Raw genomic sequence first — 15,638 nt, forward strand, 5'->3', positions numbered from 1 at the left:
AGGGTGATCAGCGCCCAGAAATGCACGATCGACAAGCGGTACGAGTACACCGGCTTGCCCACCTGCTTGGGCACGAAGTAGTACATCATGCCCAGAAAGCCTGTGGTCAGGAAGAAACCCACCGCGTTGTGCCCGTACCACCACTGCACCATCGCATCGGTGGCGCCGGCGTACACCGGGTACGACTTGAACCAGCTGACCGGTATCGACAGGTGGTTGACCACGTGCAGCATGGCGATCACCACGATGAAGGCGCCGAAGAACCAGTTGCCCACATAGATGTGCGTGCCCTTGCGCCGCAGCAGGGTGCCAAAGAACACCACGCCATAGGCCACCCACACGATCGCCATCCACACCGCGCCGGTGAACTCTATTTCGGCGTATTCCTTGGTGGTGGTCAGCCCCAGTGGCAGGCTCACCAGCATGATCACGATGGTCGCCTGCCAGCCCCAGAAGGTGAAGCTGGTGAGCCAGTCGCTGTACAGCCGTACCTGGCAGGTGCGCTGCACCGCATAGTAGCTGGCGGCAAACTGCGCGCTGCCGGCAAAGCCGAAAATCACCAGGCTGGTGTGCAACGGGCGCAAGCGGCCGAAGCTGGTCCAGGGCAGCTCCAGATTAAGCTGCGGCCAGACCAGTTGCGAGGCGATCCACACGCCCATGGCCATGCCGACGACGCCCCATACCACCGTCATCACGACGAATTGGCGGACCACCTTGTAGTTATAGGCCTGCGCCTGTTGATGTGTACTCATGGCTGCTTATCCGCTGTTCCTTCACGTCCTGGCCCACCGTGGGCACTGGCACAGGCGCAGACTCTAGGAAGCTGGCTGCCGACAAAACAGACTCAGAAATAGGGCATATATACGGATCAGATAAAGACCCCGTATTTACTGGGTGAAATGATCGCTGATCTGTAAGCGGTGCGCTGTTAAGTCGCTGTTACACCTACTTTTTGACGCCGTTCGGGTGACGTTCGGTCGCAGCTGGCAAGCGATGGAATTATCTTGACATCACGTCGAAGCGCAGTAGAGAATTTCACAAACTTTGCGCGCAAAGTTTTGTGGTGAGGCCGTTCTGGCCTGGCTGCCTGACCTGCGCGACTCGACACGACACTTAACACGCCATGGGCTACCGGGACGCACGCATACGCCGATCCCGCGCAGGCATTCGGCACCGGAAAATATAATAACGAAGGGAGCAACAGATGAAGCTTTCCAAAGAATTGGTCCTTCAGGCAAAAGCGACGTTCGGTACACCCACCTATCTGTACGACGAGGCGGTGCTGCGCAGCAGTTTCAACGAACTGCGCGATGCGTTGCCCGACTGCGTGGACATTTTCTACGCCCTCAAGGTCAACCCGAACCTGTCGCTGGTCAAACTGATCCGCTCCTACGGTGGCAACACCGAGGTCTGTTCGATGGGCGAGCTGGAAATCGCGCTCAAAGCCGGTGTTGCCCCTCACGACATCATCTTCCTGGGGCCTTACAAGAAGCCCGAAGAGCACCGCCGTGCGCTGGAAGTGGGGGTGTATGCGATCGTTGTCGAGTCCGAGACCGAACTGCGGGCACTGTCGGCGTTGGCCGGCACGCTCAACTGCAGTGCCCCCGTGGCGATTCGTATCAACCCGAATTTCTCGGCCTCCGGTTCACCGTGGAAAATGGGCGGGCGCGACCCACTTCGGCATCGAGGAAGATACTGCCGTTGCCAATTTCGGCGAGTACCTGGCGCTGCCCAACCTGCATATCAAGGGCATCCACGTCTACAACGGCACCAAGATCCTCGACGCCCAGTCGGTGTACGACAACGCCAGCTACATCCTCGATCTGTATCGCAGCCTGACCCTGCGTTACGACCTGGACCTGAGCATGGTCGATGTCGGGGGTGGTCTGGGCATCAAGTACTACGAGAACGAAAAGGAACTCGACACCCAGCAGCTCAAGCAACTGCTGCTCCGCTGTTTGCCAGCTTCCATCGCCAGTTCCCCAGGACCCGCATCATTCTGGAGTCCGGCCGTTTCGTCGCCGGCAAATGCGGCGCCTTGCTGGTCACTGTCGACAATATCAAGCACAACCATGGCAAGACCTTCGCCGTGACCGATGGCGGCACCAACTGCCATGGCGCGGCTGCCGGCAGCGGCCAGGTGCTCAAGCGCAACTTCCGCATCGTGCACGCCACCGGCAGCACCGGCGCGCCACTGGGCGAATACCATATCTCCGGCCCGCTGTGCAGCCCGGACGACCTGCTGGGCCGTGACGTGCGCATCGAGACGTTGCGTGAAGGCGACCTGCTGGCGGTCACTGCCTCCGGCGCCTACGGCCCGACAGCGTCGCCAACGCTGTTTCACAGCCACGGGCACCCGGCCGAGGTGATCGTCAGCCATGGCCGACTGTTCCTGGCCAAGGCACGCCAGAGCGCCCTGGAGATTCGCGACAGCCACGCCGACGTGCCGCTGCAGGACATGCTTGCCGTGGCCGTCGCCGCGCCCGTGTCGGTCGGGCAAGCCTGCGCGGCCCAGGGTGCTACCCAGGCGCGGTTGGTCGAAATCCTGCGCGTGGTGCTCAAGCTGCCGGCCAGCACCGAGGTCCACGCCGACTCTCACCTGCGCGACCATCTGGGGCTCGACTCGCTGACGTCGATGGAGTTGCTGGTCAGCCTGGAGGATGAAATCGAAGGCTTCTTCGTCAATCCCGACACCATTGCCCCGGGGCACTTCAATACCGTCACCACGCTGGCGCACTATATCGACGCCAATCGCCAGGTGGTGGCCAATGGCGCCCTGCACGGGCAGCCCGAGGTCCAGCATGAGCCGGTCTAGAATGCTGCTGCAGCATGTACTCGAGGCCAGCAATGGCCTGTATCCGCGCAAGGCGGCGGTGATCTACGCCGATGAAACCTACACCTATGCCGACCTCGACGACTCCAGCTCGCGGCTGGCGTCGGGACTGCAGGCCGGCGGCCTGCAACGCCAGGAGCGGGTAGTGCTGTGCCTGGGCAACCGGGTCGAAACCGTCTGTGCGTTCTGGGGCGTACTCAAGGCCGGTGGCGTGGTGGTCAATGTCGGCCTGGAGACGCCGGCCGAGGGGCTCGACTACATCGTGCGCGATGCCGAGGCCTCGGTGCTGATCACCACGTCGGAAAAATTCGCCAGCCTGTCGGTGGACACCCCCAGCCTGCCGTACCTGCGCACCATCGTGCTGCTCGACGGTGAAGCCGATTCCGCCGTGACCCAGACCTTCGAAGCCGTGCTTGGCCAGGGCGTCAGTGCCCCGGCGGAGTGCGGCACACTGGACCTGGACCTGGCGGCGATCATCTACACCTCCGGTTCCACCGGTGCCCCCAAAGGCGTGATGCTGACCCACCGCAACATGCTCGCGGCGCTGTCTTCGCTGCACACCTACCTGGGCTACAACGATAGCGACAACGTACTGTGTTCGCTGCCGTTGTCATTCGACTACGGCCTGTACCAGATGATCATGGCCCTGAGCGCGGGCGCTACCCTGGTGCTGGAAAAGGAGTTCACCTGGCCGATCTTCCTGATCAAGAAAATCCGCCAGTACCACATCAGCGTCATCCCGTTCGTGCCGACCATGCTGATGTTGCTGCATGAGTACGCCAGCAAGCGCAACGCCAGCTTCGCCGACGTGCGCATGGTCACCAACACCGGCGCAGCGCTCAAGCCGGCACATATCGCACAGATGAAGGTGCTGTTCCCGCAGGCGCAGATCTTCTCCATGTACGGGCTGACCGAGTGCAAGCGCTGTACCTACCTGCCACCCGAAGACATCGACAGCAAGCCGGGCAGCGTGGGTATCGCCATACCCAATACCGAGCTGTGGCTGATCGACGAGGAAGGCCAGCGTATCGAGCAGGCGCACCAGGTCGGCCAACTGGTGATCCGTGGCTCCACGGTCATGGCCGGTTACTGGCGCAACCCGCAGGCCACCGCCGAGAAGCTCAAGCCTGGGCTGTATCCGGGTGAGAGCGTGCTGTACACCGGCGACTACTGCCACCTGGATGAAGATGGCTACCTGTACTTCGAAGGGCGCATGGACCATGTGATCAAGTCCCGCGGCATGAAGGTCAGCCCGTCCGAGGTCGAAGACTTCTTCTATGCCATGGCCGGCATCGAGGCCGCGGCGGTGGTCGGCGTGGAGGATAGCGCTGCCGGCGAAGGCCTGTGGGCGTTCGTTACCCTGAGCCAGGGCATCAACCTCAGCGCCGAACAACTGCTCGAGCGTTGCCGTGCCGGGCTCGAACCGCACAAGGTGCCGCTGGCGATCAGCATCGAGATCACCTTGCCGCGCACCGCCAACGGCAAGTTCGACCTCAAGCAACTGCAAAATACCGCGCGTTCGGCCCAGTTGGCGGCCGCCGGCTGATTGACGTGGCCGTTTCCGATTCGAAGCTCATGCAGGAGTGTTCACATGCGTCTTGGCAATAAAGGCAGGGATCAGACACTGGACCTCAACGGGCAGACGTTTGCCCTGCGCGTCTGGGGCGAGGAGGGTGGTCATCCGGTGCTGGCCCTGCATGGCTGGCTGGACAATGCCGCGTCCTTCGAACAGTTGGCGCCGCGCCTGCAGAACTGCTTCGTGGTCGCCCCGGACTTTGCCGGGCATGGGCGCTCGGACCATCGGCGTGGCGACAGTGGCTATTACCTGTGGGAACACGCCGACGACATGAACACCCTGGTCGAGCACCTGGGCTGGAAGCGCTTTTCGGTGATTGGCCACTCCATGGGCAGTGGTGTGGCATCGATTCTCGGCGCGATGAACAAGTCCATCGACAGCATGATCTTTCTCGACGGCATGGGGGCGCCGTTCACCATTGCCGAAGAAGAGACGGTCGAGCACCTGAAAAAGGCCCATCGCCTGATGCGCCTGGCCCTGCGCACGCGGTTGCATGGTTTCTCGGCGCCCGACAGTGTGCAGTTCAGCAGTGTCGAAGCGGCCGTCAACGAGCGGCGCAACAGTATCGATGGCCTGCTTTCACCGGCCTCGGCACGCCTGCTGGCCCTGCGCGACCTGCTCAGTGTGGGCGACGGCTATCGCTGGCGCCACGACCCGCGCCTGGTCTTGCCCGAGCCGATGCAACTGACCGAACTGCAGGCGTGCGACTTCCTGCGTCAGATCAGCTGCCCGCTGCACGTGATGCTGGGGCGCCAGGGGCTGTTTGCCGGGCCGGCGTTCGATAAACGTAAAAAGGCCCTGCCGTGGGCCACCCGGGTGCACTGGCATGAAGGCGGGCACCACTTTCATCTGGAGGCGCCGAACGATGAGTTGATCGCACAGGTCAATACGGCACTGGCGCAAGCCGAGCAGGGCCCTCAGCAACGATTAGTCAATGAGTAATGGAGTACGCGTGTGAAACAGTTCTGGATTGCACCATCGATGCTGGCGGCCGACTTTGCCCGGCTTGGCGAGGAAGCCGAACGGGTGCTGGCTGCCGGCGCCGATGTCATTCACATCGACGTGATGGATAACCACTATGTGCCCAACCTGACCATGGGGCCGCAGTTCTGCAGTGCCCTGCGCAAGCATGGCGTCAGCGCTCCGATCGATGTGCACCTGATGGTCACGCCGGTCGATGCGATGATCCAGGCATTTGCCGAGGCGGGCGCCGACTATATTTCGATCCACCCTGAAGCCACGGTTCATCTTGACCGCTCGCTGCAGCTGATCAAGGACCTGGGTTGCAAGGCAGGCCTTGCATTCAACCCCGCCACCGGGCTGGAGGCGTGCCGGCACGTGCTCGACAAGCTCGACCTGCTGTTGCTGATGTCGGTCAACCCGGGCTTTGGTGGGCAGTCGTTCATCCCTTCGGTCTTGCCCAAGATCGAGGCAGCGCGCAAGCTGATCGACGCCAGTGGCCGCGACATCCGCCTGGAAGTGGATGGCGGCGTCAACCTTCACACCATCGGCCAGGTCGCGGCGGCCGGTGCCGACATGTTCGTGGCGGGCACGGCGATTTTTGCCCAGCCCGACTACCGCGCTACGATTCACGCCTTGCGCAGCACGATTGCCGACGCCGTTTCACGGCGTCAGGCATGAACCGCTGCATCGATTTTCGCGAACCAGCATGAGTTACCCGTCCTTGCACAATAATACGTTTATCAAGGCCTTGCTGCGCCAACCTACGGCGCATACGCCCGTCTGGCTGATGCGCCAGGCTGGCCGCTACCTGCCCGAGCATCGCGCCTTGCGAGCCCGCGCCGGGTCGTACCTGGACCTGCTGAAAACCCCGGATCACGCGACTGAAGCGACCCTGCAACCGCTGCGCCGTTTCGACCTGGACGCGGCCGTGGTGTTTGCCGATATCCTCAGCCTGCCTGACGCCATGGGCCTGGGGTTGTACTGCGTCAACGGCGATGGCCCGCGCTTTCGCTACCCGTTGCGCGATGAGCGCGCCATCGAGCGTCTGCGCCTGCCCGAGCCTGGGGCGCTGGAGCATGTCTACCAGACAATTGCCCAGGTGCGTCGCGAGCTTGACGGCAACGTGCCGCTGCTGGGGTTTGCCGGCAGCCCCTGGACGCTGGCGTGCTACATGGTCGAAGGTGGCCCACCGGGCGACTGCCAACTGATCAAGAAGATGCTGTACCGTCGCCCCGAACTGTTGCATCACTTGCTCAAGGTCCTCAGCCATGCGGTCGCAGCCGACCTCAACGCGCAGATCGAATCCGGTGCCCAGGCGGTGATGCTGGTGGACACGTTTGGCGGCGCACTGGCCGACACGGCCTATCGGCGTTTCTCGTTGTATTACCTGCGCGAAGTGCTGGCGCGGCTGCACAAGACCCAGCAGGGCGTGCGGGTGCCTTCGATCGTACATACCCGTGGCGGCGGCCAGTGGCTCAGCCCGTTGGCTGACAGTGGTGCCGATGCACTGGGCCTGGACTGGACATGCGACCTGGCGCTGGCACGCCAGTTGGTGGGCAACAATGTGGCCTTGCAGGGCAACCTCGACCCTACTGTGTTGCTGGCGGACGAAGCGTGCATTCGTCGCGAGGTGCGCCGCAACCTGCAAGCGTTCGGGCCACCGGCAGGCGGCTTTGGCCATGTGGTCAACCTGGGGCACGGGATTTCACCGGCCACCTCACCCGAGGCTGTGGCGGTACTGGTCGACGCGGTGCATCACTACAGCCGTGTCGCGGGAGGTGTGCATGCTTGATCCCACGTTCGACTTCGACAAGATGCTGTGTTTTTCGCTGTATTCGACGGCCAATGCCATGGTGCGTGACTACGCCGAGCCGCTCAAGCGCCGGGGCGTGACCTATCCGCAGTTGTTGGTGATGGCGGGGCTGTGGGGGCAGGACGACGTTTCGATCAGTGCCTTGAGCGAATTGACCCTGTTCGACCTGGGTACGCTGACGCCGATCGTCAAGCGCCTGGCCGATGCCGGGTTCATCACCGTGTACCTGGACCCCAGTGATCGTCGGCGGCGCAACTTGCTGCTTACTGAAAAGGGCCGCGAGCTGAAAGCCGAGGCGGCGCAGGTGTTCAGCAACATGGCATGCAAGATCGACCTGGTGGAGGATGATGTGGCGCAGGTGCTCGACGTGTGCCATCGGATTCGCGCGCGCTTGCGCTGAGGCCGTAGCGGTAGCCTTGCAGTGGCTGGCTCGGCCTCGTCGCTGGCAAGCCAGCTCCCACAAGGTTGTGCAGCGCGTCCAGGACCCTGTGGGAGCTGGCTTGCCAGCGAAGGGCTGCAACGAGATCAGTCGGCCAATCGTTCGGGCGTATTGAAATTGCTCAATCGCTGATCGTCCTCGGCACACTCCAGCGCCACCAGCGGCTGCACCAGCAAGGCGCGCAGCAGGCTGCGCTCACCCGCCTGCCAGGCCTGTTGCAACGCCCCCCGCAGTGCACACGGAATCAGGCTGAACATCGGTTGCCAATGTGCCCCCTGACGCACCATCACCGGCTGCCCTGAGCAACCGCCAGTGCCAGCAAGCCGTCGAGCAGGGCCCGATCAACCCGCGGCGCATCACACGCCAGCACCAGCAGCCAGTCATGCCGCGCCACCTCAAGCCCCGCCAGCACCCCCGCCAACGGGCCGGGAAAGCCAGGCTCGGCATCGCCCACCAACTGATCGGCAAATGGCCGATATGCCGATTGGTTGCGGTTGCAGGAAATGATCAGGTCATCGCTGAGCGGGCGCACCACGGCGTGCACATGTGCGATCAAGGGTTGGCCCTGCCAGGTCAGCAGGCCTTTGTCCTGCCCGCCCATGCGCCGGCCTTGGCCACCGGCGAGCAACAGGACGGAGCAGGGTACAGCGGCGGTGGTCATCGCAAGGTTCCAGGCCAGAAACGGGCTAGCACCTTCCCATGATCGCCGCGCGGCTGTCCATAGACCTGATACTTCTGCCAGTTTCGATCAGGTGTGGGGTTGCGTAACCTTATCGTGCAGTTTTGGATAAACCATAATTAGCGGTGAACTTAATGGCTACGTCATTTAAGGCAAGGCTAACAGCGGATTACGATAAGCGCGGTTTCAATTGTAGTGTGGCATGTGAATATTTAGTTAAATCAGGCGAGGTTTTTGAATCTTACGGCTCTTGTAGGACTGCTCCGTCGGAGTACCTCGGCCTTTGTAGTCTATCGAATCCGGCGCAGGAGTTGATTTTTACGTTTCATCATGCCGATCAGGGTGCAGGTACTTATTACACCATAAAGGTCGCAAATGGGCGTTATCAAGGCAGAGTTCTGGGGGTAACGGCTCGAGGCTACGTCTGTACCTACGAAGGCGGGGAGTACTTGTGGTATTTCGTGACTACCGGCGATCAGTTTATTTCGGGCGATGATATTCGAAATAGTCGTCAGGCTGTCTGTCTCAAGCCCACCTCGCACTACAAATCACTTGAGGCTTATGGAGGGGCGGATTATGAAAGAAGTGTTTTTTGGACCTACCTCTCACCGACGGCGAACGGCCCCGGATTAAATTTCTACGTTGAATTTTCAAGTTGAATCGACAACAACCGATGCGGTTATTTCAGTGTATTGAAATCAATCAGACCTTTGCAGCTACAGCAGTCTCTGCAAAGGTCGTCCACGACGACGCGGCGGGCGTCAGTGCGATTTAACGTCAGCGCCTTGCACGGCCCCTCGGCGTGCGCCGCTCAAGCGCATCACCACCACGAAGAACACCGGCACGAACACAATCGCGAGTGTGGCGCTGAGCATGCCGCCGATCACCCCGGTACCGATCGCCTGCTGGCTGGCAGAGCTGGCGCCCGTGGCAATCGCCAGGGGCACCACGCCGAGGATGAACGCCAGCGAGGTCATCACGATCGGCCGCAGGCGCAGGCGCGCGGCCTGCACGGTGGCCTCGACCAGGTCATGCCCTTCATCCACCAGGTGCTTGGCGAACTCGATGATCAGGATCGCGTTCTTCGCCGACAGGCCGATCAGGGTGATCAGGCCGACCTTGAAGAACACATCGTTGGGCATGCCGCGCAACGTCACCGCCAGCACTGCACCCAGCACCCCCAGCGGCACCACCAGCAGCACCGAAGTGGGGATTGACCAGCTTTCGTACAGCGCTGCCAGGCACAGGAACACCACCAGCAGCGACAGCGCCATGAGCATCGGCGCCTGCGAGCCGGACAGCTTTTCCTGCAGCGACAACCCCGTCCACTCCAGGCCAAAGCCCTGCGGCAGGCTGTCGACCAGGCGTTGAACCTCGGCCATGGCCGCACCCGAGCTGTAGCCAGGGGCCGGCTCGCCCGACACCGAAATCGCCGGGTAGCCGTTGTAGCGGGTCAGTTGCACCGGCCCCGAAACCCACTGCACGCGGGCAAACGCCGACAGCGGGACCATCTTGCCGCTGCTGTTGCGCACGTGGATTTTGAGCAGGTCTTCGACCTGGCTGCGCTGGTCGCCTTCGGCCTGCACCACCACACGCTGCATGCGCCCCTGGTTGGGGAAGTCGTTGACATAGCTGGAGCCGATGGCGGTGTTGAGCACCGTGCCGATATCGGCGAACGACACGCCCAGCGCGTTGGCTTGCTTGCGGTCCACTTCCAGCTGCACCTGAGGGCTTTCGGCCAGGGCACTTTCACGCACGTTGACCAGTACCGGGCTTTTTTCGGCGGCGGCCAGCAACTGGTCGCGCGCCGCCATCAAGCCGGCATGGCCCACACCGCCACGGTCCTGCAGGCGGAACTCGAAACCGGTCGAGGTGCCCAGGCCATCCACCGGCGGTGGCAGGATCGAATAGGCAATCGCGTTCTTGAACTGGCTGAAGGCAATGGTCGCACGTTCGGCGATAGCCGCCGCGCTGTCGTTGGCACTGCGCTGCGACCAGTCCTTGAGCGTGGTGAACACCAGGGCTGCGTTCTGCCCGCTGCCGGAGAAGCTGAAGCCCAGGATCACCGTGGTATTGCCCACCCCCGGCTCACCGGCATTGTTGGCCTCGATCTGCTCGGCCACCTGCACGGTACGGTTGCGGCTCGCACCTGGCGGCAGTTGCACGTCAGTGATGGTATAGCCCTGGTCTTCGGTGGGCAGGAACGAGGAGGGCAACTGGCTGAAACTGAAGCCCAGCGCCACCAGCAACAGGCCGTACACCACCAGGTAGCGACCACTGCGCTGCAGCGCGTGCAACACCCAGCGCTGGTAGCCGTTGCTCATGCCTTCGAAGCGGCGGTTGAACCAGCCGAAGAAGCCGCGCTTGACGTGGTGCTCACCCTTGGCGATGGGCTTGAGCAGGGTGGCGCACAGCGCCGGGGTCAGGCTCAGTGCAAGGAACGCCGAGAACAGGATCGACACCGCCATCGATGCCGAAAACTGCTGGTAGATCACCCCCACCGAGCCCTTCATGAACGCCATCGGCACAAACACGGCCACCAGCACCACGGTGATACCGACGATTGCCCCGCTGATCTGACTCATGGCCTTGCGCGTGGCTTCCCTGGGCGGCAAGCCTTCCTCGGCCATGATCCGCTCGACGTTCTCCACCACCACGATGGCATCGTCCACCAGGATACCGATGGCCAGCACCATGCCGAACAGCGTCAGCACGTTGATCGAGAAGCCCAGCGCGAGCATCACCGCGAAGGTGCCCATCAGGGCCACCGGCACCACCAGGGTCGGGATCAGTGTGTAGCGCATGTTCTGCAGGAACACGAACATCACCAGGAATACCAGCACCATGGCTTCGACCAGGGTCGTGATGACCTGCTCGATCGATACCTTGACGAACGGCGAGGTGTCGTACGGGATGTCATAGTTGGCGCCAGGCGGGAAGTAGCGCGACAGCTCGTCCATCTTCGCCTTGACCAGCGTGGAGGTCTGCATGGCGTTGGCACCGGGTGCCAGTTGCACGCTGAAGGCGGTCGACGGCTTGCCGTTCAGGCGTGTGCCGTACTGGTACTCCTGGCTGCCGATCTCCACCCGGGCCACGTCGCCAACGGTCACGCGCGAGCCGTCGGTGTTGGCGCGCAGCACGATGTCGGCAAATTCCTGGGGTGTCGACAATTGCCCCTTCACCAATACGTTGGCAGTGATCTCCTGGGTCGGGCTGCCGGGCAGGTCGCCGATGCTGCCGGGGGCCACCTGGGCGTTCTGGCCGGCAATCGCGGTGTTGACGTCTTCGGGGGTCAGGTTGAAGCCGATCAGTTTCTGCGGGTCGATCCAGATGCGCATGGCACGCTCGGAGCCATACAGCTGCGCCTTGCCCACACCCGGTACACGGCGCACCTCGTTCATCACGTTGCGCGCGAGGAAGTCGCTCAGCGCGGTTTCATCCAGGCGCTCGTCATCGGCGGTCAGGGTCACCAGCATGAGAAAACCGGTGGACACCTTTTCCACCTGCAGGCCCTGCTGGGTCACCGCACGTGGCAGGCGCGACTCGACGATCTTCAGGCGGTTCTGCACGTCGACCTGGGCCAGCTCGGGGTTGGTGCCGGGCTGGAACGTCGCGGTCACCGTGGCACTGCCCAGGCTGCTGGTGGACTGGAAGTACAGCAGGTGGTCGGCACCGTTGAGCTCCTGCTCGATCAGGCTGACCACGCTCTCATCCATGGTCTGCGCCGAGGCGCCGGGGTACACCGCGTACACCTCGATCTGTGGCGGGGCCACGTCAGGGTACTGCGCACCGGCAGTTGCGGGATGGCCAGGGCGCCGGCCAGCATGATGAACAGCGCGACCACCCAGGCGAACACCGGGCGGTCAATGAAGAATTGCGGCATGGGTCAGACTCTCACTGGCCGGTGGCGTGGACGAGGGCAGGGGTGTCCTTGCCGGTGGGGGTGACCTGAACCTGATCACCGACCTTGACGTGTTGCAACCCTTCGATCACCACCTGCTCACCTGGGGCCAGGCCTTCGCTGACGATCCAGCGGTCCTGTTGCACGCTGCCCAGCACCACCGCACGCTCGCTGATGCGCTGCTCGGCATCCACCAGCAACACCCGTGGCAGCCCGGCGCTGTCACGCAGGATGGCCTGTTGCGGCACGCTGATGCCTTGCGGCTGGATGGCCTGTTCCAGGCGTACGCGGATGAAACTGCCGGGCAGCAGGTCCAGGTCCGGGTTGGGGAACTCGCTGCGCAGGGTGATCTGGCCGGTACTCGGGTCGACGCTGATGTCCGAGAACAGCAACTTGCCCGGCAGTGGGTAAGGCGTGCCGTCGTCCTGGATCAGCGTGGCACGGGCCTGGTCCTGGCCTACTTGCTTGAGCTCGCCGGCACGCAGGGCACGGCGCAGGGCGTTGATTTCACGGGTGGACTGGGTCAGGTCGGCATGGATCGGGTCCAGTTGCTGAATGATGGCCAGCGGTGTCGATTCGTTTTGCCCCACCAGTGCGCCTTCGGTGACCAGCGCACGGCCGACGCGGCCGGAAATCGGCGCGGTCACGGTGGCATAGCCCAGGTTCAAGCGGGCGCGCTCCAGCGCTGCCTTGGTCGCGGCGACCTCGGCGTCGGCCTGCAGCGCGGCGGCGCGGGCGTTGTCGTGGTCCTGGCGGCTAATGGCGTTGATCGCGATCAGTTCGGCATAGCGCTGGTCCTGCAGGCGCGCCTGGAAGCGCGCCGCCTCGGCCTTGGCCAGGTTGGCACGGGCGCTGTCGTAGTCGGCCTTGAACGGTGCCGGATCGATGCGGAACAGCACATCGCCCTGTTTCACGTCACTGCCTTCGCGGTACACCCGCTGCAGCACCACGCCGGCGACCCGCGCGCGCACTTCGGCAATGCGCGGCGCCAGAATGCGCCCTGACAGTTCGGTGCTGATGGCCAGCGGCTGTACACGTACGGTTTCGACGCTGACGTGGGTCTTGGGGGCTTGCTCTTCGGCGGGCGGCTTGCTGTCGCAGCCGCTCAGGGCCAGGCTCAGCAGCAACAGGGGCGCCAGGGTACGCAGACGAGTGGGGCTTGAACTGGGCATGCGGATCTTCCATAAATGACCCGGCAATGCTAAGGCAGCTGTCCTACAGGCAGTTGTTAAGCTATGTAGGGCGTGTGTGAAAAAGTGTGAAATATTGCGCTGTGCGCGATTGAGGTTCTATATCCTGCCTGACTTTCCCGGCCTGTCAAACTGCCCATGCCCAACATCCTCCTGGTCGAAGACGACTGCGCCCTGAGCGAACTGATCGCCAGCTACCTGCAACGTAACGGTTTCAGCGTCAGCGTGATCGCACGGGGTGACCACGTGCTTGACGAAGCGCGGCGCAGCAAGCCGGACCTGGTGATTCTCGACCTCATGCTGCCGGGCCTCGATGGTTTGCAGGTGTGCCGTTTACTGCGCGCCGAGTCGCTGCTGCTGCCGATCCTCATGCTGACCGCGCGTGACGACAGCCACGACCAGGTGCTGGGCCTGGAAATGGGCGCCGATGACTATGTCAGCAAGCCGTGCGAGCCACGCGTGCTGTTGGCGCGGGTACGTACCCTGCTGCGGCGCAGCAGCATCAACGAGCCGCACCTGGAGAGCGACCTGATCGTGGTGGGCGGGCTGCGCATCGACCTCACCGAACGCACCGTGCAATGGCGCGGCCAGGCCGTAGAGCTGTCCAGTGGCGAGTTCGACCTGTTGGTGGTGCTGGCGCGCAACGCCGGCAGCGTGCTCAGCCGCGATTGCATCCTGCAGCAGCTGCGCGGCATCGAGTTCAACGGTACCGACCGCTCAGTGGACGTGGCCATCTCCAAGCTGCGCCGCAAGTTCGACGACAATGCCGGCGAGGCGCGCAAGATCAAGACGGTGTGGGGCAAGGGCTACCTGTTCAGCCGTGTCGAGTGGGAATTCTGAGGAGCCTTCAAGGCTATGCTGAAAATTCTGGTGCGCCTTTACCTGGTGACCATCGTTGCCTATGCCGGTTCGATCTTCCTGATCCCCGAATTGATCCTGTACGTCTTCCATGATCGCTACATTGCCTACAACCAGGATCAGGCACGCGGCGTCCAGCGCCTGATCGTCAACCATTTCCAGCTCAACCCTCGCGACAGCTGGCCGCAGGTGGCCGAGGCGCTGAACAAGGACTTTGCGCCGCTCACCATCGAACTGCGTCGTCGCGCCGAACTTGACCTGGACCGGCAAGAGCAGGCGCGTCTGCAGGCCGGCGAATACGTGGTGCGTCTGGGCGAGTGGGGGTACTACGAAACAGCCATGGCGCCGCTGGACCGCGAATGGACCGTGGTGCTGCGCAACCCACCTGATCCGCTGGACATCTACCTGCTGTCGTGGGGCATCACCGTGCTGATCGGGGCTGCGCTGCTGGGGTGCCTGCTGTTCTGGTTGCGCCCGCACTGGCGTGACCTGCAGCGGCTCAAGGCCACGGCGCAACGCCTGGGTGAGGGCAACCTGTCGGAGCGTACGCTGATATCGCCGCGATCGAACATAGGGGCGTTGGCCAAGGTGTTCGACACCATGGCCCAGGACATCGAGCAACTGCTGACCCAGCAGCGCGAGTTGCTCAATGCCGTCTCGCACGAGTTGCGCACACCGCTGACGCGTCTGGACTTTGGCCTGGTGCTGCTTTATGACGAATTGCCGGCGGCCGGTCGCAAGCGCTTGCTGGAACTGGTGGGGCATGTACGCGAGCTGGATGCGCTGGTGCTTGAGCTGCTGTCCTACAACCGGTTGCAGACAGCGCAGGATGGTGAGCGGGTGGAGGTGGCGTTGCCTGAGTATGTCGACAGCATTTTGGGCAGTTATGCCGAAGAGCTGGAGGGGCGAGGGGTGAGCCTGGAGGTGCGTACCGAGGCGGGGTTGCCGCGTTTTGTGCTGGACCCGCGGTTGACCGCGCGGGCGGTGCAGAACCTGATCCGCAATGCCATGCGTTATTGCGGGCAGCGCATCCTGTTGCACTTGAGCGTGGATGAGCAGGGTGCGTGCGTGCTGACGGTCGAGGATGATGGGATCGGCATACCGGTGCAGGAGCGCGAGCGCATCTTCCAGCCGTTCTACCGTCTTGACCGTAGCCGCGACCGTGCGACGGGTGGTTTTGGGTTGGGATTGGCGATCAGTCGTCGGGTGATCGAAGGGCAGGGTGGTACGTTATCGGTTGGGCAATCGGCGTTGGGTGGTGCGCAGTTCAGGATCTGGTTGCCGCGGGGGCGGTAGGGGCATTGGTTGTCCCACGCCTGTCTGTTTGAAATCTGCTCGCCTTGCCAGCGAAGCGCCGCCGGGGGCGCGCTCGATCGGGGGTGGTCA

The 15,638-nt window shown here is 63.0% G+C and carries 11 protein-coding genes and 2 pseudogenes; 9 read left to right on the top strand and 4 right to left on the bottom strand.

Going from position 1 to position 15,638, the window contains the following annotated elements; genetic code table 11:
* Window positions 1–752 (bottom strand): cbb3-type cytochrome c oxidase subunit I (locus tag G3436_RS19960; RefSeq protein ID WP_178116538.1); only part of this gene is annotated, 752 nt, incomplete at its 3' end.
* Between the two features lie 452 nt (window positions 753–1,204).
* Here G3436_RS19960 and G3436_RS19965 point away from each other — a divergent pair.
* Genes G3436_RS19965 through G3436_RS19990 form a run of 6 tightly spaced genes read left to right on the top strand, consistent with a single transcriptional unit; the run spans window position 1,205 to window position 7,585 of the window.
* On the top strand, window positions 1,205–2,815 hold the full coding sequence (locus tag G3436_RS19965) for a phosphopantetheine-binding protein (RefSeq protein WP_178116539.1): 1,611 nt from the start codon (window positions 1,205–1,207) through the stop codon (window positions 2,813–2,815).
* Window positions 2,802–4,379: a class I adenylate-forming enzyme family protein gene (locus G3436_RS19970; protein ID WP_163948525.1), complete on the top strand. Its 1,578-nt coding sequence runs from the start codon at window positions 2,802–2,804 to the stop codon at window positions 4,377–4,379. Before G3436_RS19965 ends, G3436_RS19970 begins: the two co-directional genes overlap by 14 nt.
* A 45-nt stretch (window positions 4,380–4,424) precedes the next feature.
* The gene (locus G3436_RS19975) at window positions 4,425–5,351 is read left to right on the top strand and encodes an alpha/beta fold hydrolase (RefSeq protein WP_163948528.1); all 927 of its coding nucleotides are present in this window, start codon (window positions 4,425–4,427) and stop codon (window positions 5,349–5,351) included.
* Window positions 5,352–5,363: 12 nt separating this feature from the next.
* A complete protein-coding gene (rpe, locus tag G3436_RS19980) occupies window positions 5,364–6,050 on the top strand; it encodes a ribulose-phosphate 3-epimerase (protein ID WP_163948531.1) in 687 nt (228 codons plus the stop codon).
* Window positions 6,051–6,078: 28 nt separating this feature from the next.
* Window positions 6,079–7,164, top strand: coding sequence for a uroporphyrinogen decarboxylase (hemE, locus tag G3436_RS19985; RefSeq protein WP_163948533.1), 1,086 nt, complete (start codon window positions 6,079–6,081; stop codon window positions 7,162–7,164).
* Entirely contained in the window at window positions 7,157–7,585 is a 429-nt protein-coding gene (locus G3436_RS19990; RefSeq protein WP_163948535.1) for a MarR family winged helix-turn-helix transcriptional regulator, read from the top strand. The genes hemE and G3436_RS19990 overlap by 8 nt, the downstream gene beginning before the upstream one ends.
* Before the next feature lie 125 nt (window positions 7,586–7,710).
* On the opposite strand, the pseudogene mobA reads toward G3436_RS19990, so the two are convergent.
* A pseudogene (gene mobA, locus G3436_RS19995) lies at window positions 7,711–8,285 on the bottom strand (molybdenum cofactor guanylyltransferase MobA).
* 152 nt (window positions 8,286–8,437) lie between these two features.
* On the opposite strand from mobA, the gene G3436_RS20000 reads away from it, so the two are divergent.
* Entirely contained in the window at window positions 8,438–8,962 is a 525-nt protein-coding gene (locus G3436_RS20000; RefSeq protein ID WP_163948538.1) for a hypothetical protein, read from the top strand.
* 102 nt (window positions 8,963–9,064) lie between these two features.
* Here the strand turns inward: G3436_RS20000 and G3436_RS20005 are convergent.
* Both G3436_RS20005 and G3436_RS20010 read right to left on the bottom strand, forming a co-directional pair.
* Window positions 9,065–12,186: pseudogene (locus tag G3436_RS20005) on the bottom strand (multidrug efflux RND transporter permease subunit).
* 11 nt (window positions 12,187–12,197) lie between these two features.
* On the bottom strand, window positions 12,198–13,376 hold the full coding sequence (locus G3436_RS20010; protein ID WP_163948541.1) for an efflux RND transporter periplasmic adaptor subunit: 1,179 nt from the start codon (window positions 13,374–13,376) through the stop codon (window positions 12,198–12,200).
* A gap of 156 nt (window positions 13,377–13,532) precedes the next feature.
* Here G3436_RS20010 and G3436_RS20015 point away from each other — a divergent pair, with 156 nt between their 5' ends.
* Together G3436_RS20015 and G3436_RS20020 are read left to right on the top strand one after the other, a co-directional pair.
* Window positions 13,533–14,234, top strand: a complete 702-nt coding sequence (locus tag G3436_RS20015) for a response regulator (RefSeq protein WP_163948544.1) — start codon at window positions 13,533–13,535, stop codon at window positions 14,232–14,234.
* A gap of 15 nt (window positions 14,235–14,249) precedes the next feature.
* Window positions 14,250–15,548, top strand: a complete 1,299-nt coding sequence (locus G3436_RS20020) for an ATP-binding protein (RefSeq protein WP_163948547.1) — start codon at window positions 14,250–14,252, stop codon at window positions 15,546–15,548.
* The last annotated feature ends 90 nt before the right edge of the window (window positions 15,549–15,638 follow it).

This window comes from Pseudomonas brassicae (genome assembly GCF_010671725.1).
Lineage (GTDB): Bacteria > Pseudomonadota > Gammaproteobacteria > Pseudomonadales > Pseudomonadaceae > Aquipseudomonas > Aquipseudomonas brassicae.